Raw genomic sequence first — 22,000 nt, forward strand, 5'->3', positions numbered from 1 at the left:
CGCGTCCGCGTCATCGCAATCCGTCCTCCCCCTTGACCTGACCGACCTCCAGCCCGCCCATGCGCGAGTGTATGCGGCCGCCGATGGACATGGCGAGCGCAAACAGGATCTCGTCCGGCCGCGGGCCTTCGGGGTCGCACACGGTGATGGCGTCGAAGTGGCTGCGGACATAGGCGGCGTTGGCGTGGCCGAGCGGCACGTCGAGGCTCGCCCCGAAACCGCCGAGCTTCATGGCAGACGGCACGATCGCCTTGGAAGCCCCCAGCCTTTCGCGCATCGCGTAGCCGCCCGGCACGTGCCAGAGCGCGCCATGCTCCAGTTCGCCGGCAGTGCCGACGATGGCGCCCTTGCCATAGCCGTCGATTGCAGCGAGGTCGCCGCCCAGCGCCGCGATCAGCCGTTCCGTCAGCAGCCGCCCAAGCGGCTTCAGATCGTCCATCGCGCCCTGCAGTTCCTCGGCGTAGCGTCCGGCAAAGGGGTTGCGCACGACCGCCAGCGCGGCCGCCCGACGCCGTGGCTGGGCGGGCGCCGGCCCGCCGTCGTGGTGAATCTCTTCCGCGATCACCGAGATCTTGCGGATCGTGAATTCAGGCATGTTGTGTCTCCAGATGGTGTGCCGGCCGCGCAAGCGGGACTTCTCGCGGCGATGGCAGGCCGGCAGCCAAATCGCCCGGCGCGCCCACATTCTCGAACGCGCCACCGCAGAGGCGCACGTCGCCGGCGAGAAACAGCCCCGCGGCCTCGATCAGCCCACGCTCGCGCAGGGTTTCGGCGACGGCCAGCCCGCGCTCCAGCGCCTGCGCTGCTTCATGTTCCGCGAGCGGCCCGACACCGGTGGTCACCAGCCTGTCGCCAAGGTCCGTGTCGGGCGCCATCGCGTTCGCCGGCTCGCGGCGTATCGCCTGATGACCCGGCAGGTCGACCGCGTTGGCGACGATGGTCGCGGCGGCATCGGCGGCGGCCGCCGAGCGTGCGAGGACCGTCACCGCATCGGCGATGCCAAGCGAAAAGCTGCGCCCGCGCCAGCCGCTGGTCGCGACGCCGCGCACCGGATCGTCGGCGCGGACGGCGATCCGATCGGCCATGCCCCGACCCGTCCCGGCCACCGCCAGTTGCATCACCTGCCCCGCGGAGAGGAACAGCGCGCAGTCGCCGCCATTGTTGACATAGGCCCGGTCGATCCCGGCGGACATCATCGTCGCGAGAATTTCGTCGGCGACGGACCCCGCCACCGCAGCCATCGGCGTGATGAAACCGTTGCGTGCGAGCGGGCTGACCGCGGCCTCCATCCGGCACGCGGTCGAGCCACGGAACGGCCGCGGGCGCGACCCCGAGGGTTCGCGCAACGCCGGCAGTTCCTCGACGAGTTCGGACAAAATGGTGCTGAACCGCGCCGACGCCCGGGCGTAGGCGGCGGCAGTCGCGTCCGTTTCGCCGAACGCCTCGATGACCAGGTCGATCGGGCCGTGGTTGAGATGCAGCCGACGTCCGATCATCGCCTCCTGGGGGCCGTTCATCAGGCGGCTCCCTCGGCGCCGAGGCGCCGCAGCTGCGCCAGCGGCGGCCAGGGATTTTCTCCTGACGCCGCGCGGTTTTCGCGAGGGTTCAGGTATTCGCCGCCCGAGGCGACGATGTCGTCGAGGCTGCGTATCTCCGCGGCATGGCCACCGAGCGCCACATAGTCGTCCCTGCGCAGCGTGAACTCGATCGGAGCCACAAGCGCCGGCGTCGGCACGTAGCCGAAGGCGTTGTCGGGCACGCGCGACACGTCGACCATCAGCGTGATGCCTCCACCCGGCCAGACATAGACCGGCGCACCGCCGACCGTGACATAGGTCCCGAGGCCCTGGACCGAACGCGTCAGCCGGACCGGGTTTTCGACCACACCGGCCCGCAGCGAACCGCCCGCACCGCCGACGAAGAGAACGGTGCACAGCGCCGGCTCGCAGTTTTCCTCGATCAGTTCTACGGACTTCCTGAGGCGTTCCGGGAACGGCATCGCGACCGGCTTCAGCGCCTGGTCGAGCTCGTAATAGGCGAACTGCTCGCCCGTGGTCGACACCATCAGAAGTGACATGCCGGGGCGCGCGCCCTTCTTCGGGTTCCAGTCGCCGAGGATCGACAGCGGGTCCGAAATCGTCGTGCCGCCCCAGCCGAGGCCAGGCTCCGATACCTTGAAGTAGCGGCCGGGGGTCGAGCGCCGGCCGACGATCTTGATGCCCGTGTCCTCCCAGCCGAGGACCTTGCCGGCCTGGTGTTCCGAAACCACGCCGGTGATGTGGTCGTCGACGACGACGACTTCGTCGACCAGCCCGCGCCACTGCGTCGCGAACATGCCGATGGTCGCCGAACCACAGCCGACGCGCATGCGGTTCTCCTGCTTGCCGTCGATGACCGGCGCCTTGCCGGCCTGGACGACGACCGTGGCGCCGCCGTCGATGGCCAGTTCCACGGGTTGCTTGTTGCACAGGTTCAGCAGCGTGTCGCAGGTGACGCGTCCCTCGGACTTCGAGCCGCCGGTGAGGTGATGGACGCCGCCGAGCGACAGCATCTGCGAGCCGTATTCGCCGGTGGTGACGTGGCCGACCGCCTCGCCGCCGGCGCGCACCGTCGCCGTTTCGGGGCCGATGTGGCGGTCAGTGTCGATCTTCACCTTGACGCCGCAATAGGAGAAGATGCCCTCGGTCACGACGGTGACAAGGTCGACGCCCTCGACCTCCTGGCTGACGATGAAGGGCGCCGGCTTGTAGTCGGGATAGGTGGTGCCCGCGCCGATCGCCGTGACGAAGCGGCTGCCGGTGTTGACCAGTTCGCCGCCCCCCGCCTGCCCGGCGTCGAAGGCGACCGCTTCGCCCCCCGAGGCGGCGCGCTGTTCGAGGACGGTCAGCGGGTCCAGCCTGACGATGCGGCCGCCGACATTGCCGTAGCGGTCGCAGGCGCCGGAGCGGCCATCGGCGATGTAGCACATGACCGGACAGGCGTCGCAGCGGATCTTCTCGGCGACCTGCTTCTCGCCAGCCTCGTGGGTTTCAAACCGTTCGGAGAGTTCGCTCATCCCTGCCCCTCCTGAATCGCCGCCAGCACCCGGCTCGGCGTCGCCGGAACCCTGGTCACCAGAACGCCGGTGGCATGGCGGATCGCGTTCAGTATCGCCGGAGCGGTCGGGATCAGGACATGCTCGCCCAGCCCCTTGGCTCCATACGGGCCTTCGGGGTCGGGCACCTCGACGAGGATCGATTCGACCAGCGGAATGTCGCCGACCGTCGGGATGAGGTAGTCGTGCAGATTTTCCGTGCGGCCGGGCACGTACTCCTCCATCAGAGCCATGCCTATGCCCTGGGCAATGCCGCCCTCGATCTGGCCTTCGACCAGCAGCGGATTGATCGCCCGGCCGACATCGTGCGCCGCCGTGATCTTGACCGGCGTCACCGTGCCCAGCGCCATGTCGACTTCCACCTCGGCGACCTGCGCGCCCCAGCCGTAGACGGCGTATGGCTTGCCCTGGCCGTTCGCATCGAGCGGCAGGGTCGGCGGATCGTAGGTCTCCTCGGCGGCGAACACGTAGCCGTCGTCGTCGGCCGGCAGATGCGCAAGATCGATGGTCCTGGTCGCCTCGCCCTCGCGGACTGCGAGCCTGCCGGCGGAGAATTCCATCGTCGCGCCGGGCGAGACGTTGGCGAAGCGCAGGATCGCCTCGCGCAGCACCTTCGCGGCCTTTTCGGCAGCCTTGCCCGAGATGAAGGTCTGGCGGGATGCCGAGGTCTTCCCGGCATCCGGCGTCAGCGCCGTGTCGGCGCCGACCAGCGTGACCTCGGCCAGCGCGACGCCGAGCGCGTCGGCGAAGATCTGCGCGATCACCGTGTTCGAACCCTGGCCGATGTCGACCGCGCCCTGGTGGAGCATCACGGCCCCGTCGCGCGTGACGCCGGCCTTGATGGTCGACGGATTGGCGATCGAGGTGTTGCCGCAGCCGTACCAGCAGGAGGCCACGCCGACGCCACGCTTGCACTTCGCGTGCGTCGCATTGAAGGCTTCGGCATCGGCGAGCGCCCGCTGCCAGTGCGGTTTCAGCGCATCCAGGCAGGCGGCGATGCCGACGCCGCTTTCCAGGCGCTGCCCGGTGACGGTCTCGTCACCGTCGCGAAGCGCGTTCTTCAGCCGGAAGGCGAGCCGGTCCATGCCGAGCTTCCCGGCAAGCGTGTCGTACAGGGTTTCCTGCATGATCGTCGCCTGCGGCACGCCGAAGCCTCGGAAGGCGCCGGCAATCGGCCCGTTGGTGTGGATCGCGCGGCCCTCGGCTCGATAGTTGGGCGTCCTGTAGGGACCGGACGCATGCACCGGCACCCGGTTGGCCACGGTGGGGCCGAAGCTCGCATAGGGACCGGTGTTGAACGCGCCGTCGAAAACCATGCCGACGACTCGGCCTTCGGCATCCGCGCCGATGGTCGCCGTCATCGACGCCGGATGGCGCTTTGTCGTCGACGCCATCGATTCCGAGCGCGTGTAGGCGAGCGCGGCCGGTCGCCCCGTCTTCAGCGCGACCAGCCCGATCAGCGGCTGCAGCGACACGTCGATCTTCGAGCCGAAACCGCCGCCGGTCGCCGCCGGAAGGATGCGCACTTTCTCGGGCGGCAGGCCGAGCACCTGCGCCGTGTCGTCACGATCCATGTGCGGCGCCTGCGTGCAGGCCGAGATCACCAGCGTGTCGCCGTCCATCCGGGCGAAGCCTGCCTCGGGCTCGATATAGGCGTGCTCGACATAGGAGGTCTCGTAGGCGCCCGACACCACATGGGCAGCACCGGCGAGCGCCGCTTCGGCGTCTCCGCGCGCCACGTAGCCGCTGGTCAGCAGATTGCCGGGGCGGCTTTCGTGCAGCAGCGCCGCATCCTGGCGCTGCGCGTCGCCAGGCAGCAGCGCATGCGGTTCCTCGCTCCAGGCAACGGGAAAGTCCGTCATGTCGAGTGCCGCCACCGCGGCCGGTTCCCCCGCCACCAGCGCCACCGCCTCGCCGCGGAACCGCACCCTGCGCTCGGCCAGCGCCGGCTGGTCGGCGAAGGGCGGAATGACGCCGAAACGGTTCTGGCCGGGGATGTCGGCCGCCGTGAATACGGCGACAATGCCCGGACTGGCGCTTCGCCAGGCCTCGATGTCGCCGAGGCTGAACCGCGCGCTATGGTGCGGCGAGCGGACGACCAGCACCGCAACCGCGTCGGCGGGAAATCCGTCGGCCCCGAACCGTTCGGCGCCCGTCACCTTGGGCACGCCATCGAGGCGCACCGCCGAGGCGCCGACCGCCTCGCCACGCGCCGGCAGCCGGCGGTCGAAGCCATGATGGTGCCGCCATGCGTCCATCACGGCGGCGACGATCTTGTGGTAGCCCGTGCAGCGGCAGAGCACGCCGCCCAGCGCATCATTCACCTCGGCCTTTGACGGCCGCGGGTTCCTTTCCAGAAGGCCGGTCGCGGCCATCAGGAAGCCCGGCGTGCAGATGCCGCACTGCGCCGCCCCATGCTCCAGGAACGAGGCCTGAAGCGCGGACAAATGGCCGTTGGCAAGGCCTTCGACCGTGCGCACGCTGCGCCCTTCGACCGAAGCAGCCGGCACCAGGCAGGCACAGGCCGGCTCGCCGTCGACCAGCACGGTGCAGGCGCCGCAGTCGCCGGCGTCGCAGCCGACCTTGGTTCCGGTCAGCCCGAGTTCGTCGCGCAGCACCGCGGAGAGCCGGGCGACCGGATGCGCGGACACCGAGACGGCGGCACCGTTGACGTCGAATGCGATGTGGTGACCGCCCTGCGAGTTCATGCTGCGACCTGCGTTGCGGACCCGGGGAAGGCGCCGGCCAGCGCGCGCTGCACGATCTCGCGCGCCGCGGCGCGGCGATAGTCCGCACTGGCCCGGACGTCGTCGATCGGCGACAAGTCGGAGAGGTCGGCCGCCTCCACCGCGCGCTCGACCTCCGGGCCGGCGGGCAATCCCACCAGAGCCGCTTCAAGCGCCGGAAGCCTCTGCGCGACGGCCGAGCAGGCACCGACGGCGACGGCGGCCTTCGCGATCGTTCCGTCCGCGGCAACCGCCAGCCGGGCGGCGGCCATGGCGATGGAGATGACGAGGTAGCGCCGCGCGCCGAGCTTGTGGAAGCACGATGCGCCGCCGGTCGACGCCCTTGGAACGTGGATCGCTGTGAGCATCTCGCCCGGCGCAAGCGCCGTGCGCCGGTTGCCGAGGATGAAGTCGCCGAGCGGCAGCAAACGCCTGCCCGCCAGCGACGCCAGTTCGACTTCCGCGTCGAGCGCCATCAGCGCCGGCACGCCGTCGGCAGCGGGGGAGGCGTTGCAGAGGTTGCCCGCGATCGTGGCGACGTTCTGGATCTGCACCGAGCCGACCTCGCGGGCTGCCTGCTTGAGCGCGTCGAAGGCAGCCGGCAGCGGCTCTGCGACGATCGCAGACCACGTCGTGCGCGCACCGATGACCAGGTGCGACTGCGTCTCGGAGAAGCCGCGAAGCGCGTCCAACCCGTTAATGTCGAGCACGTTTTCGGTGAGCGGCCGGTTGCCGAGCGCGGGGTAGAAGTCCGTGCAGCCGGCCAAGATCCGCCACCGCGCCTCGCCTAGCAGCGCCAGCGCCTCGTCAAGCGTCCTGGGTTTCGCGTAACGGATCACGCAATGCCTCGCGGCTCGTCTCGGCCAGCCTGTGTCGCCAGCGGAATTGCTGGACAAATTCGTTCGTATGCAAATGATATCAGCCGGCTTGCGAATGTCAAAGCAAACCCAAGGGCGGTTGGCGCGGGTTTTCAGCAGGACGCGCCGCCGCGCGGCCAGAAAACGATTGACGCCAGCCTTCTTACGGACAAACTTCGCGCCGGGCAGCGTTCCCGGGCAAGGAGAATTTCATGGCATCCGAGGCATTGATCGTCGTCGACCTGCAGAACGATTTCTGCCCTGGCGGTGCGCTTGCGGTGGCAGGCGGCCATCAGATCGTTCCCATCATCAACAGGCTGGTCGACGATTTCGAGCATGTCATCCTGACGCAGGACTGGCACCCGGCGCACCATTCGAGCTTCGCGTCGAGCCACCCCGGACGCAGCCCCTTCGAAACCGTCGAGATGCCCTACGGGCCGCAGACGCTATGGCCGGACCATTGCGTGCAGGGCTCGCACGGCGCCGACTTCCACCCCGACTTCCGGCACGACAAGGCGGAACTCATCATCCGCAAGGGGTTCCGCCACGCGATCGACAGCTACTCGGCCTTCTTCGAGAACGACCACAGGACGCCGACGGGGCTCGCCGGCTACCTGCGCGAGCGCGGCATCCGCTCTGTGACCATCGCAGGTCTCGCCACCGATTTCTGCGTCGCCTATTCCGCGCTGGATTCTGTCGGCAGGGGCTTCGTCACGACGATCCGCCTCGACGCATGCCGCGGCATAGATCTCGGCGGCTCGATGGCCGCCATGACCTCGGAGATGCAGGCTGCCGGCGTCAAGCTGGTCGAGGGTCAGCTCACGCCGACATAACGCTTCACGAGGTCGGGATCCTCGGTCAGGCGGCCGACATCGACCGTCTCGCGCACCCTGCCGCCCTCGATGAAGGATACCCGGTCGGCGACCGATCGCACGGCATCGACGCGCTGCTCGACAAGGATCGTCGAGACGCCGCGCTCGCGCAGCTTGGCGACGGTCTCGCGGATCCTGGCAATCATCGACGGCATCAGACCCTCGGTCGGCTCGTCGAGCAGCAGCACCTTCGGCTCCAGGCAGAGCGCACGGGCCATGGCGAGCATCTGCTGCTCGCCGCCCGACAGCGTTCCCGACCGCTGCCTCAGGCGCTCGCGCAGGACCGGGAAGAGCTCGAGCACGGCCTCGCGCACCGCCCTTCCCCGGCCCCTGGCCATCAGGCCGATCTCGATGTTCTCGGCCACCGTCATCTCGGCGAACAGCCGACGTCCCTGCGGCACATAGGCGACGCCGGCCTTCGGCACCTCGTGCGGCGGCAGCACGGTCAGTTCGGTTCCACCCAACCGGATCGAGCCCGAACGTGCGGGCACGAGGCCCATGATGCATTTCAGCGCCGTCGTCTTGCCGGCGCCGTTGCGGCCCAGAAGGCAATGCACCTCGCCATCGCGAAGGGCGAGGTCCAGCCCGTGCAGGATCTGCGTCTCGCCGTAGAAGCAGTCGACGCCGGCGATAGTCAGCGCGTCAGCCATCGGCGCCCTCCTCCTCGGGCGTGCCGAGATAGGCGTGCTGCACGTCCGCGTTGGCCCGGATCTGCTGGGGCGTGCCTTCGGCGAGGATGCGGCCGCCGTTCATCACCGTGATGCGGTCGGCGAGTTCCATGACGACGGGCATGTTGTGCTCGATCAGCAGCACCGTCGCGTCGCGGGCGATCTCGCGCACGAGGGTGATGAAATTCTCGATCTCGCCATCGGACAAGCCCTGGGTCGGCTCGTCGAGGATCAGCAGCCGGGGTTTCAGCGCGAGGCCCATCGCGACCTCGAGAAGCCGCTGGTGCCCGTAGGACAGCGTGCCGGCGACGTCGTGTTCGCGACCGGCCAGGCCGACGCGTTCGAGCGCGGACATGACGCCGGCATGCACCGCGCCATGCCGGCGTCCGTCGGTCAAGGTGCGCTGCACCGGCAGCGCGACGTTGTCGTAGGCCGTCAGGTTGGCAAAGACGCTGGTGATCTGGAACGTGTAGGCGATGCCCAGCCTGACGCGCCGGTGCGGCGGCAGGTTGGTGACGTCGTTGCCGTCGAAGACGATCATCCCCGCCGAAGGCGCGACGCGCCCGCAGATCAGGCTGACGAAGGTGGTCTTGCCGGCGCCGTTGGGGCCGATGATGGCGCGGATCTCGCCGGGAACGACCGAGAAGTCGACGCCGTCGACGGCCTTCAGTCCGCCATAGTGGCGGGCAAGCCCCCTGGTGGTCAGCAGCGGCGTCACGGCAGCCACCTCGCGAAGCGGTCGCGGATTGTGCCGAGGATGCCTTTCGGGAAATACAGCACCAGCAGGATCAGGACCACGCCGACGACGAGCATGTGGGCCGACGTGTAGGCGCTGGCGATATCGACCGCATAGTACATGAACAAGGTGCCGAGGAGCGGACCCAGGATGGTCGCCGCGCCGCCGAGAAGGACCCACAGCAGCGGCAGGATGGAGTACTGGACCGACGCAAGCGTCGAGCCGACATAGCCGAACAGAATGACGTAGGCGGCGCCCGCCGACGCACAGATGGCGCCCGAGGCGACCATTGCCGCCAGCTTGTTGGCGAAGGTGTCGTAGCCCAGCATCCGCGTGCGCTCCTCGTTCTCGCGGATCGCAACGAGCACCCGCCCGAACGACGAGCGCACCGCCGCGAACGTCACCACCAGCACGATCGAGAACAAGGCGAGCGCCGCCAGGTAGCGCACCGACGGATCGGTCAGGTCGAACTGCAGGCCGCCGATTCCGATGACGCGCTCATGCTGCTGGATGACAAGGCCTTCGTCGCCGCGGGTCCATTCGCCGAAATAGTAGACGAGCAGGTAGGCGACCTGCGCGAACATCATGGTGACGATCATGAAGGCGACGCCGGTGGTGCGCAGCGCCAGCATGCCGACGCAGAACGCCAGCACGGCGCCTGCGGCAAGGCCGGCCAGGAAGGCGGCCGGCACCCCCCAGTCCAGGTGGTACATGGTCAGACCGGCGGCGTAGAGGCCGGCGCCGAAGAACATGGCGTGGCCAAGGCTGAGCAGCCCGGCATAGCCGAACAGAAGATTGTAGCCCATCGCAAAGACGGCGAGCACGAGAACCCGCGCGAGCACGCCGTGATGGTATTCGGGAAGGGCGAAGTTCAGGGCGAACAGCACTGCGATGACGACCGCATGCAGCGCAATGGCCTTGCCGGAACCGTGATCCGGTCTCATTGCGCCTCCGTCATCGGGAACTCGTTCCGAACAGGCCTTGCGGGCGGAACACCAGCACCATGGCGACCGCGAAGGTGGCTATGATCTTGGCCAGCGTCGGCGAGAAGAAGACCGAGATGATGCCGTCCGACACGCCGATCAGCAGCGCGGCGAGCACCGTGCCGCGCAGGCTGCCCAGCCCGCCGATGATGACGACGATGAAGGAAAGCAGCAGAGGGTCGCGCCCCATCAGATAGTGGGCCTGGCTGATCGGCACGATGAGCACGGCGGCAACCGCCGCAAGCATGGCGCCGGCCGCGAACACCCCGGCATAGACCCGGCCGACCGGTATGCCGAAGGCCTGCGCGGTCTCGCTGTCATACTGGGTGGCGCGCATGACCATGCCGATCCTGGTTCGCGAGAGCACGAACCAGGTGGCCAGCAGCAGCAGGATCGAGGCGACGATGACCGCAAGCTTGTAGCCGGAATAGCCGAACCACGGCAGCAGGATGCGGTAGTTGAACGGCGCCTCCACCGGCCGCGCCTCGGGGCCGTAGAGGCTGAGCGCCGCCTGCTGGATGATGTAGAGCATGCCGATCGTGGCGACGATGGTCGCCTCGGGATTGTAGTTCAGCCGCTTCAGCACGACGCGGTCGGCGACGAGGGCGATGGCGCCGACGATGACCGGCGAGATCACCAGCGCCGCGAAGAAGCCAATCGCCGGATGGCCGCCGAGCGCCGAGGCGATCGCCCAGGCAAGCACCGCGCCCAGCATGAAGAACTCGCCATGCGCGACGTTGACGACGCGCATCACGCCGAACACCAGCGACAGGCCGAGCGCCATCAGGGCCAGCACCGCCGAGGTGACCAGCCCCTCAAGCGTGGCGAGAAGGAGGTGGGGTCCGAATGCCATTCAGATGCGCCTGCCCTCCCCGCGGGGAGGGCGGCAGGAAGCTGCGCCCCTTCTCACAGCGGCTGGGTCGTGTAATCGCCTTCCGGCTCGTAGAGCCCGTCCTCGATCGAGGTCTTGTGGACGACATTCAGCTTGCCGCCCTCGACCTTGGAGATGTTCTGGACGCCGAAGCACTGGTGAATCTTGCCGTTGAAGGTCTTCGGGCCCTGCGGGTGCTCGGGGCCTTCGGCGAACTCGGTGAGCGCCTCGGTCGCCTCGACGAGCTTTGCGCGGTCGTCGGGGCCCTGGTAGCCGGCGTCCTCCATGGCCTTCTTGATGACGTAGAGCGTTTCCCAGCAGCCGAACATGTGGGCGGCCGTCGAGACATCCTTCGGATCATCGACCGATGCGCCGTTCTCGTCGATGCCGACGGCCGCGCGATAGGCCTGCTGCGCCGCCGAATCGTCGGGCTGCGCGTAACGCGGCGACCCCTCCCAGAAATGGCTGCCGTCGAGGAATTCCAGCCCGGGGCTGTTGATGTCGACGGCCTCGAGACTGTCGATGAAGCCGAACAACTGCGGCCGGCTCGAGCCGTAGAACTCGCCGAGTTCCTTGACGAAGGTCAGCACGGCGGGCCCGACCATGACGTGGTAGATCACGTCGGTGTCGGACGGGATCTGCGGGAGGTACTTGGTGAAGCTGCTCTCCGTCGGCGGGATGGCGATCTGCGCGATGACGTCGGCGCCCTGCGCCTTTAGCGCCGGCGGCAGGTAGTCGCGGTGATCGTAGCCAAAGGCGAAGTCCGGGAAGATCTGCGTCACCTTCTTGCCGGCATTGGCCGCGATCCACGGCGCCATCGCCTGGATCTGGCTCTTCACGTCGGTGATGCCGGGCTGGAAGACGTAGCGGTTCAGCTTGGTCGAGGCGACATGGTGTCCCTCGGAGACAACGAAATAGGGCAGCTTGAGTTCGCCCGCCGTCGGGGCCGAGCCGATGACGACATGCGAGAACAGCGTACCGTAGGCAACATCGACCTTGTGCTGGGTGGCGAACTTGCCGACGATTTCCGCGCCGCGGCCGGGATCGGTGCCGTCGTCCTCCACGATGATCTCGACCTGCCTGCCGTTGATGCCGCCGGCGGCGTTGATCGCCTTGATCGCGGCATTGGTCGTCTTCTCGTACCAGCGCCCGTAGGCGGCGCCGATGCCGGTACGGTGAGCCTGGAAGCCGATCTTGATGGGCGCCGAGCTTTGCGCCTGCGCATAGCGGACGAAGCCCGGGCCGGCGGCAAGGCCGGCCGCTGCCGCGCCGAGGCCCTTCAGCGCGCCGCGGCGGCTGATCTTGCTGCGGAGAATGGAGCTGGTTTCGCGATCTTTTGTCATGCCGGTTCCCCTGGTTTGCTTGTTCTTGGTCGTTGGCTGGCGCCTTCCCGCCGGGTTCCGGCAGCGGCGCAAAAATCGTTTGTACAGAAACTAAATCACCAATCCTGGAAGCTGGCAACTGCAATGCTGCCGCCGCGTCACCGGACGCCTCAGGCGGCGGTGGGCGTGGACAGGAGCCAGAGGCCGAAGACTGTGTAGGCGATCATCAAAAGGGTCAGCGGCAACTGGCTGAGCGCAGCGGCGCGCGCCGTGCCATGCAGACGGAAAGCAAGCATGTGCGCGACAAGGACCGCGAGCACGTGGCCGCCGACGATTGCCGCCGCCTGCGCGTTCCAGATGACCCAGGCCGCCTCGGACCCCGCCACGACGGCGGCCGCGACAGGCATGTAGGCGGTGCCGAACAGGTTCCAGCCAAGCGAGAACGGATCGGAAAACGCCACCAGCGCATACTGGCCATTGACCAGCAGAACCGTCAGGTAGTGCGAAAAGTGATAGGCGAGCGCGATGGGAACGATCGACCAAACCATCGTCCCCGCCGCCGTGGCGAGGCCATGCCGCCCGGCGACCAGCCGTTCGCCGGCGAGGACGCAGCCGTAGAAAACGGCAGCCAGAACGGCGCAAGCGGCAGCGAGGCCGACGCTGCTGGTTCCGATCAGCGCCGTGCGACCCGGAAATTCGAGCGGGTTCAGCCCGTTGAGAGCGAACCAGGCGAATGTCTTGGACAGACCGTCGAAGGATACCGACGCCAGGGCAAACAGGATGAACAGAGCGCCGCTCGGCGACAGCGCGGGCGTGTCGGCGAGCTTCGCTCCGGGCAGGCCGATCGACAGGCCGCCGCCGGAGGATCCGGCGACGATGCCGAAACGCGCGACGATGCCGTAGAAGACCGAAAGGAACTCGCCGCGCGCGCTCCAGGCTTCATGGCCGAAGGCGAGCATCATCGCGAAGCTGAAAAGCCAGTAGAGGCCGACGACGCCGGCCAGGCGCGCCGGATCGTCGGGCGCCGGATAGACGAGCTCGAACCAGGCGAAGGCGAGGAACAGGAGCACGGCCGGCCACATGCCGACCCATGCCGGGAGCCGGAAGGGAGCCGACGCCCGCGTTCCGAGAACCATGACCGCGATGCGCCAAGGGCCGTACCAGGGGTTGATCAGGGCCCAGACGTTGCCGAACAGGCCCTGGACGAGGGTCAGACCGACCCAGAGCAGGGTCCAGACGGTGAGCGGGAGCGGGTTCGAAAGCGGATCGCGGCTGCCCATGAAGCCGGCTGCGACCAGCACTGCAAGAACGAGGAAGCCGAGAAGGCTGAGGGGCATGCGCAACCGGTCGGACGAAATGCCGGTCCGCAACCGCAATCCGGCCAGGCGCTCGAGCGCTTCCGGTCGCACCACGAGCAGCGCCAGGAAACTCGCCGCCACCGCCAGCGCCCCGCCGACAATGTAGTGGCCAGTCGGCAGGAGCAGGACATGACCGCGGTCGGAGGCGTGCGCAAGGGCGTCGGCCGGGGCAAGGGCAACCGGCAGCGCTGCGAACAAGCCGCGCAATCCGCGCGAGCGGCCGGCAGACGCGACCGGAACGCGGACGCGTGAGGCCGGCGCCATTTCCCCGGGGGACGTCAGGCTCAGACCCTGACGAGCTGTTCGACGCGATCCTGCGCACCGAAGACCCGCAGGTAGCGCTCGATCTCCTGGGGATCTCCGGTCGCCTTGGCCGGGTTGTCCGACAGCTTCACCGCAGGACGCCCGTTGGCCTCGGTCACCTTGCACACCAGCGAGATTGCGTTCAGCCCGGTCACCTCTTCCGGCGCGCAATCCTCGAAATCGTTGGTGAGGTTGGTGCCCCAGCCGAACGACATGCGCACCTTGCCGCGGAAGTGGCGGTAGGTCTCGATGATGGTGTCGACGTCCAGCCCGTCGGAGAAGATGAGCAACTTCTGCCGCGGATCGACGCCCTTCTCGCGCCACCAGGAAAGGATCTTCTCGCCGCCCTCGATCGGCGGCGCGCTGTCGGGGCGAAAGCCGGTCCAGCCGGCGACCCAGTCGGGCGCGTCGCGCAGGAAGGCGGCCGTTCCGAAGGCGTCGGGCAGGACGATCAGCAGGTTACCGCCGTAGTAGCGCTGCCAGTCCTGCAGCACCTTGTAGGGCGCCGCGCGCAGTTCCTTCTTGCTGTCGGCGAGCGCGGCCAGCACCATCGGCAATTCGTGCGCGTTGGTGCCGAGCGCCTCGAGATCGGTATCCATGGCGAGCAGCACGTTGGAGGTTCCGGTGAAGGCCTCGCCGATGCCCTCCTTCAGGGCCTCGACGCACCACCGCTGCCACAGGAAGGAATGCCGGCGCCGCGTGCCGAAATCGGAGATGGTGATGCCCGGCAGGGCGCGCAGGCGCTCCGTCTTGGCCCACATCTTGGCCTTGGCGCGCGCATAGAGCACATCGAGCCCGAACGGGCCGAAGCTCCTCATCGCGGCGCGCGAGCGCAGTTCGTTGATGATGGCGAGCGCGGGGATCTCCCACATCGTGGTGTACATCCACGGGCCGTGGAAGGAGAGCTCGTATTGGCCGTTTCGCTTGCCGAGTTCGTATTCGGGCAGCTGGAAATCCTCGAGCCAGGCGAGGAACTCCGATTCGAATATCTGTTTGCGGCCGTAGAAGGTGTTGCCGCCCAGCCAGATCATCTCCTTCTTGGAGAAGCGCAGCGTGCGCGCATGGTCGAGCTGGTCGCGCAGCTCCTGTTCGTCGATCTCATCGGCAAGGCGTACCGACTTTGCGCGGTTGATCAGCGAGAAGGTCGCGTCGACCTTGGGGTACATGCCCCAGATCATCTGCAGCATGAGCAGCTTGTAGAAATCCGTGTCGAGCAGGCTGCGCACGATCGGGTCGAGCTTCCAGGTGTGGTTGTAGACACGCCGCGCGATATCGGTCTTGGCCATTCACTGCTCCTCTGCCGCGCGAAGCTGCCGCGGCGGCCCAAAGCCTATAACATCGATTTTTCCTGCGCGCGCGGGTGACTGCGTCGCCCCCCTGCGGCGATCGTTGCGGCGGGACCGTCGATCAGGCGCGCCCGGATGCGCCGCGGTCTGCCTTCACGGCAGGTCCGGGACGGTCGTCAGAATCCTGCGGAGCTCGCGGGAGGGTTTGCGATAGCCGGGACCGCGATACTCGATCCGGGGCTGCCGGTGCCTGTGTTCGGCGCTATGGCGACCGCGACGGTTGTCGTCGGCGTCCCAGCCGTCGCCGTCATAGACGCGCAGGTTGCCGTAGGCGTCATAGGCGAATTTCTGCGTGGCCCGCGGCCGATAGAGTTTGGCGCGGCTGTCATCGCCGCGCCGCGCGGAATGGCTATCGCCCCGATAACCTCTTCCGGCGCCCTCGCCGTCGTGATGGTTGCGCCGGTGCCTGCGCTTCTTCCATGCGCCGCCGCCGTCCTGAGCGCCATCGCGCCGCACGATGGTCGAACTCACCACCGGGAGCAAATACCCGGCGGCATCCGGCAGGCGCTGCGGCATCGCCGGCACAGCGCCGGCCGGCGTGGCAGCGAAACAGGCGAGCGCCGCCACCATGGCGCCGGCGCACATGCTCGAAAAGGTCGATCCCATCAGTCCGCTCCACAACACGGATGCGCATCCGCCAGCGAAGATAGAGCGGAGCGCACACTCAGGCCAGAGCGTCCGTGCGACAGGGTTACCGGACCCGGGTCAGGCCGAGCCTGTCGCGCCGGAGCCAGCGCACCAGCATCAGGACCGCCACGACCGCAAGACCGACCGAAAGCCCGATCCAGATGCCCGTGCCTTCGAGCCCGCCAGGGAAGGCGAGCGCAATGCCGAGCGGCAGGCCGACGCCCCAGTAGCCGATCAGCGCATAGATCATCGGGACCGTGGTGTCGTGGAGGCCGCGAAGCATGCCGCCCGCGACGGCCTGCGCGCCGTCGACGACCTGGAACAGGCCGGCCATTGCGAGGAAGCCTACCGCCAGCCCGACCACTTCGGCGTTCGCCGGCGCGTCGAGGTCGATGAACGCCGAAATCAGCTGATAGGGCAGCAGGATCATCGCCGTCGCCATCAGCGCCATGAAACCGACGCCCATCGCATAGGCGGTCCAGCCCGCCCGCGTCACGGCGTCGAGATCGCCGGCGCCATGCGCCCGGCCGACGCGCACCGTCACCGCCTGCGCCAGGCCGAGAGGGACCATGAACGACAGCGATGCAAGCTGGATGGCGATCGCGTAGGCGGCGATCGAGGCGGCGCTGATCAGGCCCATCAGGAAGGAGGACGCGTTGAAGATCGACACCTCGAACAGCAGCAGCGCCGCGATCGGCATGCCGAGCTTGAGGAACGCCTTGAGACGCGGCCAGTCGGGACGCCAGAACCGCCCGAACAGCCGGTATCGCCTGAACCGCCTCTCGAACATCACGACTGCAGCCATTCCGGCGAACATCAGCAGCGACGACAGCGTGGTGGCCCAGCCGGAGCCCGGCAGGCCGAGCGCCGGGAAGCCGAGATTGCCGAACATCAGGCACCAGTTGGCGAGCACGTTGAAGCCGACCGCCCCGAACACGATGATCAACGCCCAGCGCGGCCGTTCCAGCGCCGAGATGAAGGAACGCAGCACCAGGTAGCCGTAGAACGGCATGCTGGCCCACATCATGGCCCGCACGTAGCTGCCGGCGAGCGTCGCCAGCCGTGGCTCCTGCCCCATCGCGACCAGGATCGCCTCGGTGTGCCACAGGAACAGCCAGATCGGGATCGAAACCATGACCGAAAGCCATAGGCCCTGCCGGACAGTGCGGCGCACGTCGCGCACGGAGTGGCGCTTGCGCCCGAGTTCGGTGGCGATCATCGGCGACGCCGCCGTCATCAGGCCAAGCCCGAAGATCATCGGCATGAAGTAGAGGTTTGCGCCGAGCGATCCCGCGGCGAGCGCATCCGGCCCGAGCCGGCCCATCATCAGCACGTCGGTCGCCGTCATGGCCGTCTGGCCGAGGTTTGTGAGCACCATCGGCCAGGCCAGCTGCAGCATTGCGCGTATCTCGCCGCGCCATGGCGTTTCCGGGACCGTCGCCACGGTGTCGATCGCAGACATGTCTTCGCCTTGTCCATTCGCGGTGCGTCGGCCGAAACAACGATGCCGGAAACCGCTTCGAGCCGGCACAAGAACCCGCGCCGGAACCGAGCCTTCTGGCCGATAAGAATGGCAATGGCAAGTGGCTGGGCCGGGCCAACGGCTATGCCAGCGGAGTGCGGCCAGGCGGGCCGATCCTTGGGGCGATCGTAGGCGCTAGGCCAGCGCCTCCAGGGCCCGCCGCTGGCGGTGCATCTCGAGGAAGACGCGGTAGTCGCGTCCGAAGCGCTCCGCCCCCGCCGGATTGGGCCGGCGTTCGCGCACCGGCTGGCGCATCGCCGCGCAGGCGCTGGCGACATCGGGGAAGAGGCCGGCTCCGGCCGCGGCAAGGGCTGCCGTTCCCGTCAGCACCGCTTCGTCGGCGAGCGGCTCGACCACGGTGCAGCCGACCGCGTCGGCGTAGAGTTCCATCAGCAGAGGGTTCTTGGTGTGGCCGCCGGTGACGTGCAGCGTGTCGATGACGAAGCCGCCGGAATTCAGCGTATCGAGGATGTGGCGGACGCCAAGCGCGATGGCGACAGCCGTACGCCAGTACAGCCGGCACAGCGCGTCGAACGAAGCGTCGAGCGTGAGCCCGCTAACGACGCCGAGCGCATGCGGGTCGGCAAGCGGCGAGCGATTGCCGTGAAAGTCGGGCAGCACATGCAGCCGCCCGGCGAGATCCAGCCCTTCCTCGGCTCGCAGCGCCATGATGCGGTCCGCGATCTCGCGATGCCGTGCCGCTGTCGGCTCCCCGCCGGCGCCGTGCAGGCGGATGACGTGGTCGAGCAGTGCGCCGGTCGCCGACTGGCCGCCCTCGGCGATCCAGAAGCCGGGCAGCCCGGCGCCCCAATAGGGCCCCCAGCCGCCGACGAAGGGACGCTGCTCCCTCGACATCGCCATGACGCAGCTCGATGTACCGGCAATCAGCGCCAGGTGCCGGTTCAGCCCATCCGGGGAAGCCGCCAGGCCGCCGAGCGTGCCGAGTGCGCCGGCATAGGCGTCGATCACGCCGGTCGCGACGCGGCACGTCTCGGTCAACCCGAGATCGGCCGCGGCTTGCGGCGTCAGCGTACCGAGATCGGAGCCGACCGGACTGGCAACGTCAGGCAGTCCGGCGCGCTCAAGCAGGTCGTCCAGCCCGACGGCGGCAAGGAAGTCGCGCTGCCAGCCGGACGTCTCGTGCGCGAGATAGGTCCACTTGCAGGTCAGCGTGTTCTGCGAGCGGGCCGGCGTGCCCGAGGCGCGCCAGGCGAGGTAGTCCGCGAGGTCGAAGATCGCGCCTGCCTGCCGCCAGCTTTCCGGCAGCCGGCGCTTCAGCCACATCAGCTTGGGCGAAGCCATCTCCGGCGACATCACGCCGCCGAGATAGTCTATGACACGGTGAGCGGTTGCGGTGCATTCGTCGGCCTCTGCCAGCGCCCGGTGGTCCAGCCAGACGATGGTGTCCCAGCGCGTCTCGCCGGTGGTCGATACGCTGACCTGCCCGCCGTCGCGACCACGCACAACGATCGAGCACGTCGCGTCGAAGCATATGCCGGCAATGTCCTGCGCAGCGACACCCGACCTGGCGAGAGCGCCGCGCACGGCATGGCAGACTGCGGCCCAGATGTCTTCGGAATCGTGCTCGGCATGGTCGGCCCTGGGCCGGTGCATCAGGATCGGATGTTCGGCGCGGCCGAGGACCCTTCCGGTGCGGTCGAACACGCCGGCGCGCGCGCTTCCCGTCCCGACATCGACGGCGCAGACATAGGTGTCCATCAAACGGCGCGCCCACCCTTCGGCACGCGCGGCGCGACCAGCATGCCGGGAAGAAGGCTCATGTCGGCAAACATCGCGTCGGGACGAAGCGCCTCGAGCGCGTCTGCCAGTCCGGCCGCATCGGCATGCGAGCCGCCGGTGAAGGCGAACACGCGCATGCCCGCGCGCTTCGCCGCATCGATCCCTGCCGGACTGTCCTCCACGACGACGCAATCCTCCTGCCGCACGCCCATCTCCTTCGCCGCATGGAGAAACAGATCGGGCGCCGGCTTGCCTCTCGCTACCATCGACGCACTGTATATATGCGGCTGGAGCATTTCCAGCAGGCCCGTGAGCGACAGTGCGAGCCGCACGCGGTCCGGGCTGCTCGACGACGCCACGCAGCGTCGGGCCGGCAGCCGTGCAAGCGCCTCGGCAACGCCCGGCATGGGCTTCAGCGCGGCTCGGAAACGCCGATAGGTTTCGTTGCGGATAGCGTCGAATTGCGCCGGGGCGAGCCTGAGGCCGAAGTCGCTGACCAGCGCGGCGCGCACCGCGTCGACGCTGCGGCCGAGGAAGAGGCGGTAGGCGTCGCCGTCGCCGATCGCCGTGCCCGCCGCGCGCACGAACTCGGCGAGCACGCCCACCGAGATCGTCTCCGAATCGACCAGGACGCCGTCGCAGTCGAAGATGACGAGTTTCGGTGCGGCCGGCATGCGTCTTGGCGAGGCCGCGTCAGGCCCCGGTGAGGTAGCGCTGCAGCGTCGCGCGCGCGCCTCCGGCCCACAAGGCTACGAGGTGGCGCGCGAAGGCCGCTGCGAAGACGGCACTTTCGCCGACATCGCCGTAGATGTCGCGCATGCCGAGCCACGCCGACGGTTCGGACCTGGCCGCGGCGGCGGCCGCCGCCAGGCGCTCCCAATTCGGATCGTTGGGCTCGATCACCGCGCCGCTGTCAGTAGTCCCGGCGCAATAGCGGCACCACAGCGCCGACGCGAGCGCCAGGCCTTCGATGCCGTGTCCGGCCTTCAGCCTGTCGGCGATTGTGGGGATGATGAATTTCGGCTGCCGGTTCGAGCCGTCGAGGCAGAGACGGCGGATCGTGTCGCCGATCTTCGGGTTCAGGCAACGCTCCTCGACCTTGCGGAAGTAGCCGTCGAGATCGGTCCCAGGCACCGGCGGCACGACGGGAATCACCTCCTCGCGCTCGACCTTCTGCAGGAACGCGCGAACCAGCGGATCCTCCATGCCCTCGTGGACGAAGTGGATGTCCATAAGCCCGGATGGATAGGCAATGATGGCATGGCCGCCGTTGAGGATGCGGATTTTCATCATCTCCCACGGCGTGACGTCGGTGACGAACTCCGCGCCGACCTCCTCGAAGGCGGGCCGGCCGGCCGGAAAATCGTCCTCGACCACCCACTGGATGAAGTCCTCGCAGAAGACCGGCCATGCGTCCTCGATGCCGAACGCATCGCGCGTGATGGCGCGCTCGCGGTCCGAAGTGGCGGGCGCGATCCGATCAACCATCGCGTTCGGAAAGGCGACATTGCCGCGAACCCAGTCGGCGAAGGCGGGATCCTGCGCGGCCGCCAGGCCGGCGACCGCATCGCGGCAGACCTTGCCGTTGTGGGGGACATTGTCGCAGGACATGACCGTAAAGGGCGCGACGCCGGCGGCCCTGCGCGCCTTCAGGCCGGCAAGGATGAGGCCGAACACGGTCTTCGGTTCGCCAGCGTCGCGCGCATCGGCGACGATCGCCGGGTGCCCGGGATCGAACCGGCCGGTCGACGGGTTCACGAAATAGCCGCCCTCGGTGACGGTGAGCGAGACGATGCGGATGGCGGGATCGGACAGCGCCGCGACGATGGCGCGACCGTCCATCGGCGGCACGAAGCCCGTCATCACGCCGGTCACCCGCGCCGCCGACCTGTCCGCCGACTGTTCCACCACGGTCGTCAGCCAGTCCTGCCCGGCCAGCGCGTCGCGCATCCTCAGGTCATAAGGCGTGACGCCGGCGCCGAGCACCGCGAAGTCGAGATCGCGGCCGCCGTTCATCAGCCGGTCGAGATAGACCTGGAGATGGGCGCGGTGGAAATTGCCGACGCCGAAATGCAGGATGCCGGCCTTGAGCGCGTTGCGTTCGTAGCCGGGCCTCGCCACGTCCGGCGGGAGCTTGGCAAGGTTTGCGAGCGAAAGCGAAACGGCCATGGCCTGTCCTTTCAGATCGTGCGCAGCATGCCGCCGTCGACGAAGTAGGTCGCGCCGACCGCGTAGCTCGCCCTTTCGGAGCAGAGGAAGACGAAGAAGTCGGCAAGCTCCTCAACGGTGCCGAAGCGCTTTATCGGCGCGTGCTCGTCGGCCACCGACTGCAGGTAGCCCTGCCAGTCGCCGCCGGTCGGCGCCGACAATTGCCTGGCGGTCTTGATCCAGTCGGGCGTCAGGATCAGGCCCGGGTTCACCGCGTTGACGCGGATGTTGAACGGAACGAGCTCGTTGGCGAGGTTCTTGGACAGCATCACCAGCGCCGCCTTGGTGACGTTATAGACGGGTTCGTACCAGAGCGGTTGGGCCGCGCAGATCGAAGCATTGTTGAGAATGGCGCCGCCGCCCCGCGCCTTCATCTGCGGCGCCAGCCCGCGGGCGAGCCGGACGGCGGCCATGACGTGCAGGTCCCAATAGGCCTGCCATTTCTCGTCGGGGGCCTCGAGGATGGTCTCGTTGGAACCGGTCCCGGCGTTGTTGACGAGAATGTCGCAGCCGCCGAAGTCGCCGGCCGCCCGGTCGACGAGGCTGGCGCAGCCGTCAGCGGTCGCGACGTCGCAGGCATGGCCGATCGCCGTGACGCCGAAGTCGCGCGCGATTGTCGCCGCCTCGGCCTCGACGCGATCACGGTCGCGCGCGGCGATCAGGACATGCGCGCCTTCGCGGGCGAAGGCCTTCGCCGCGCCAAGGCCGATGCCGACGCTGCCGCCGGTGATCACCGCCACCTTGTCCCTCAAACCGAGATCCATCGC

The 22,000-nt window shown here is 68.3% G+C and carries 19 protein-coding genes; 1 reads left to right on the forward strand and 18 read right to left on the reverse strand.

All coding sequences use genetic code 11. The features are described from left to right. Window positions 1–10: 10 nt before the first annotated feature. From ABUE31_RS15085 to ABUE31_RS15105, 5 genes are read right to left on the reverse strand one after another with little or no spacing between them, the layout of a single operon-like run. A complete protein-coding gene (locus ABUE31_RS15085) occupies window positions 11–595 on the reverse strand; it encodes an amino acid synthesis family protein (protein ID WP_367724481.1) in 585 nt (194 codons plus the stop codon). After that, the gene (locus ABUE31_RS15090; protein ID WP_367724482.1) at window positions 588–1,517 is read right to left on the reverse strand and encodes a UPF0280 family protein; all 930 of its coding nucleotides are present in this window, start codon (window positions 1,515–1,517) and stop codon (window positions 588–590) included. Before ABUE31_RS15090 ends, ABUE31_RS15085 begins: the two co-directional genes overlap by 8 nt. Further along, entirely contained in the window at window positions 1,517–3,055 is a 1,539-nt protein-coding gene (locus tag ABUE31_RS15095) for a 6-hydroxynicotinate reductase (protein ID WP_367724483.1), read from the reverse strand. The genes ABUE31_RS15090 and ABUE31_RS15095 overlap by 1 nt, the downstream gene beginning before the upstream one ends. Continuing rightward, the gene (locus tag ABUE31_RS15100) at window positions 3,052–5,802 is read right to left on the reverse strand and encodes a molybdopterin-dependent oxidoreductase (RefSeq protein ID WP_367724484.1); all 2,751 of its coding nucleotides are present in this window, start codon (window positions 5,800–5,802) and stop codon (window positions 3,052–3,054) included. The genes ABUE31_RS15095 and ABUE31_RS15100 overlap by 4 nt, the downstream gene beginning before the upstream one ends. Beyond that, window positions 5,799–6,659 (reverse strand): FAD binding domain-containing protein, encoded by an 861-nt coding sequence (locus tag ABUE31_RS15105; protein ID WP_367724485.1) that lies wholly within the window; start codon window positions 6,657–6,659, stop codon window positions 5,799–5,801. Before ABUE31_RS15105 ends, ABUE31_RS15100 begins: the two co-directional genes overlap by 4 nt. A gap of 230 nt (window positions 6,660–6,889) precedes the next feature. Here ABUE31_RS15105 and pncA point away from each other — a divergent pair, with 230 nt between their 5' ends. Continuing rightward, window positions 6,890–7,510, forward strand: coding sequence for a bifunctional nicotinamidase/pyrazinamidase (gene pncA, locus ABUE31_RS15110; RefSeq protein WP_367724486.1), 621 nt, complete (start codon window positions 6,890–6,892; stop codon window positions 7,508–7,510). On the opposite strand, the gene ABUE31_RS15115 is transcribed toward pncA, so the two are convergent. The 13 genes from ABUE31_RS15115 to ABUE31_RS15175 all read right to left on the reverse strand — a co-directional run bounded on the left by ABUE31_RS15115 (window position 7,492) and on the right by ABUE31_RS15175 (window position 21,997). Beyond that, complete coding sequence (locus ABUE31_RS15115) at window positions 7,492–8,199, reverse strand: ABC transporter ATP-binding protein (protein WP_367724487.1); 708 nt, start codon at window positions 8,197–8,199, stop codon at window positions 7,492–7,494. The genes pncA and ABUE31_RS15115 overlap by 19 nt on opposite strands. Further along, the gene (locus tag ABUE31_RS15120; RefSeq protein WP_367724488.1) at window positions 8,192–8,935 is read right to left on the reverse strand and encodes an ABC transporter ATP-binding protein; all 744 of its coding nucleotides are present in this window, start codon (window positions 8,933–8,935) and stop codon (window positions 8,192–8,194) included. Before ABUE31_RS15120 ends, ABUE31_RS15115 begins: the two co-directional genes overlap by 8 nt. Further along, on the reverse strand, window positions 8,932–9,897 hold the full coding sequence (locus tag ABUE31_RS15125; RefSeq protein WP_367724489.1) for a branched-chain amino acid ABC transporter permease: 966 nt from the start codon (window positions 9,895–9,897) through the stop codon (window positions 8,932–8,934). The genes ABUE31_RS15120 and ABUE31_RS15125 overlap by 4 nt, the downstream gene beginning before the upstream one ends. 10 nt (window positions 9,898–9,907) lie before the next feature. Continuing rightward, window positions 9,908–10,789 carry a branched-chain amino acid ABC transporter permease gene (locus ABUE31_RS15130; RefSeq protein ID WP_367724491.1) on the reverse strand — a complete coding sequence of 294 codons (882 nt, stop codon included), beginning with the start codon at window positions 10,787–10,789 and terminating at the stop codon, window positions 9,908–9,910. Window positions 10,790–10,842: 53 nt separating this feature from the next. Beyond that, window positions 10,843–12,150 (reverse strand): ABC transporter substrate-binding protein, encoded by a 1,308-nt coding sequence (locus tag ABUE31_RS15135; protein WP_367724492.1) that lies wholly within the window; start codon window positions 12,148–12,150, stop codon window positions 10,843–10,845. A gap of 149 nt (window positions 12,151–12,299) precedes the next feature. Then, window positions 12,300–13,685, reverse strand: coding sequence for a hypothetical protein (locus tag ABUE31_RS15140; protein ID WP_367724493.1), 1,386 nt, complete (start codon window positions 13,683–13,685; stop codon window positions 12,300–12,302). 86 nt (window positions 13,686–13,771) lie between these two features. Continuing rightward, window positions 13,772–15,076: a nicotinate phosphoribosyltransferase gene (gene pncB / locus ABUE31_RS15145; protein WP_367724494.1), complete on the reverse strand. Its 1,305-nt coding sequence runs from the start codon at window positions 15,074–15,076 to the stop codon at window positions 13,772–13,774. A 153-nt stretch (window positions 15,077–15,229) separates the two neighbouring features. Beyond that, window positions 15,230–15,703, reverse strand: a complete 474-nt coding sequence (locus ABUE31_RS15150; RefSeq protein WP_367724495.1) for a hypothetical protein — start codon at window positions 15,701–15,703, stop codon at window positions 15,230–15,232. A 124-nt stretch (window positions 15,704–15,827) separates the two neighbouring features. Continuing rightward, a complete protein-coding gene (locus ABUE31_RS15155) occupies window positions 15,828–17,225 on the reverse strand; it encodes an MATE family efflux transporter (protein WP_367724496.1) in 1,398 nt (465 codons plus the stop codon). A gap of 195 nt (window positions 17,226–17,420) precedes the next feature. Next, window positions 17,421–19,004, reverse strand: a complete 1,584-nt coding sequence (locus ABUE31_RS15160) for an FGGY-family carbohydrate kinase (protein WP_367724497.1) — start codon at window positions 19,002–19,004, stop codon at window positions 17,421–17,423. Beyond that, on the reverse strand, window positions 19,004–19,699 hold the full coding sequence (locus ABUE31_RS15165; RefSeq protein ID WP_367724498.1) for an HAD family hydrolase: 696 nt from the start codon (window positions 19,697–19,699) through the stop codon (window positions 19,004–19,006). Before ABUE31_RS15165 ends, ABUE31_RS15160 begins: the two co-directional genes overlap by 1 nt. Window positions 19,700–19,718: 19 nt before the next feature. Next, entirely contained in the window at window positions 19,719–21,194 is a 1,476-nt protein-coding gene (locus ABUE31_RS15170) for a mannitol dehydrogenase family protein (protein ID WP_367724499.1), read from the reverse strand. 11 nt (window positions 21,195–21,205) lie between these two features. Next, the gene (locus tag ABUE31_RS15175; protein WP_367724500.1) at window positions 21,206–21,997 is read right to left on the reverse strand and encodes an SDR family NAD(P)-dependent oxidoreductase; all 792 of its coding nucleotides are present in this window, start codon (window positions 21,995–21,997) and stop codon (window positions 21,206–21,208) included. Between the last annotated feature and the right edge of the window lie 3 nt (window positions 21,998–22,000).

This window comes from Mesorhizobium marinum (assembly GCF_040813675.1).
GTDB classification, from domain to species: Bacteria; Pseudomonadota; Alphaproteobacteria; order Rhizobiales; family Rhizobiaceae; genus Mesorhizobium_K; species Mesorhizobium_K marinum.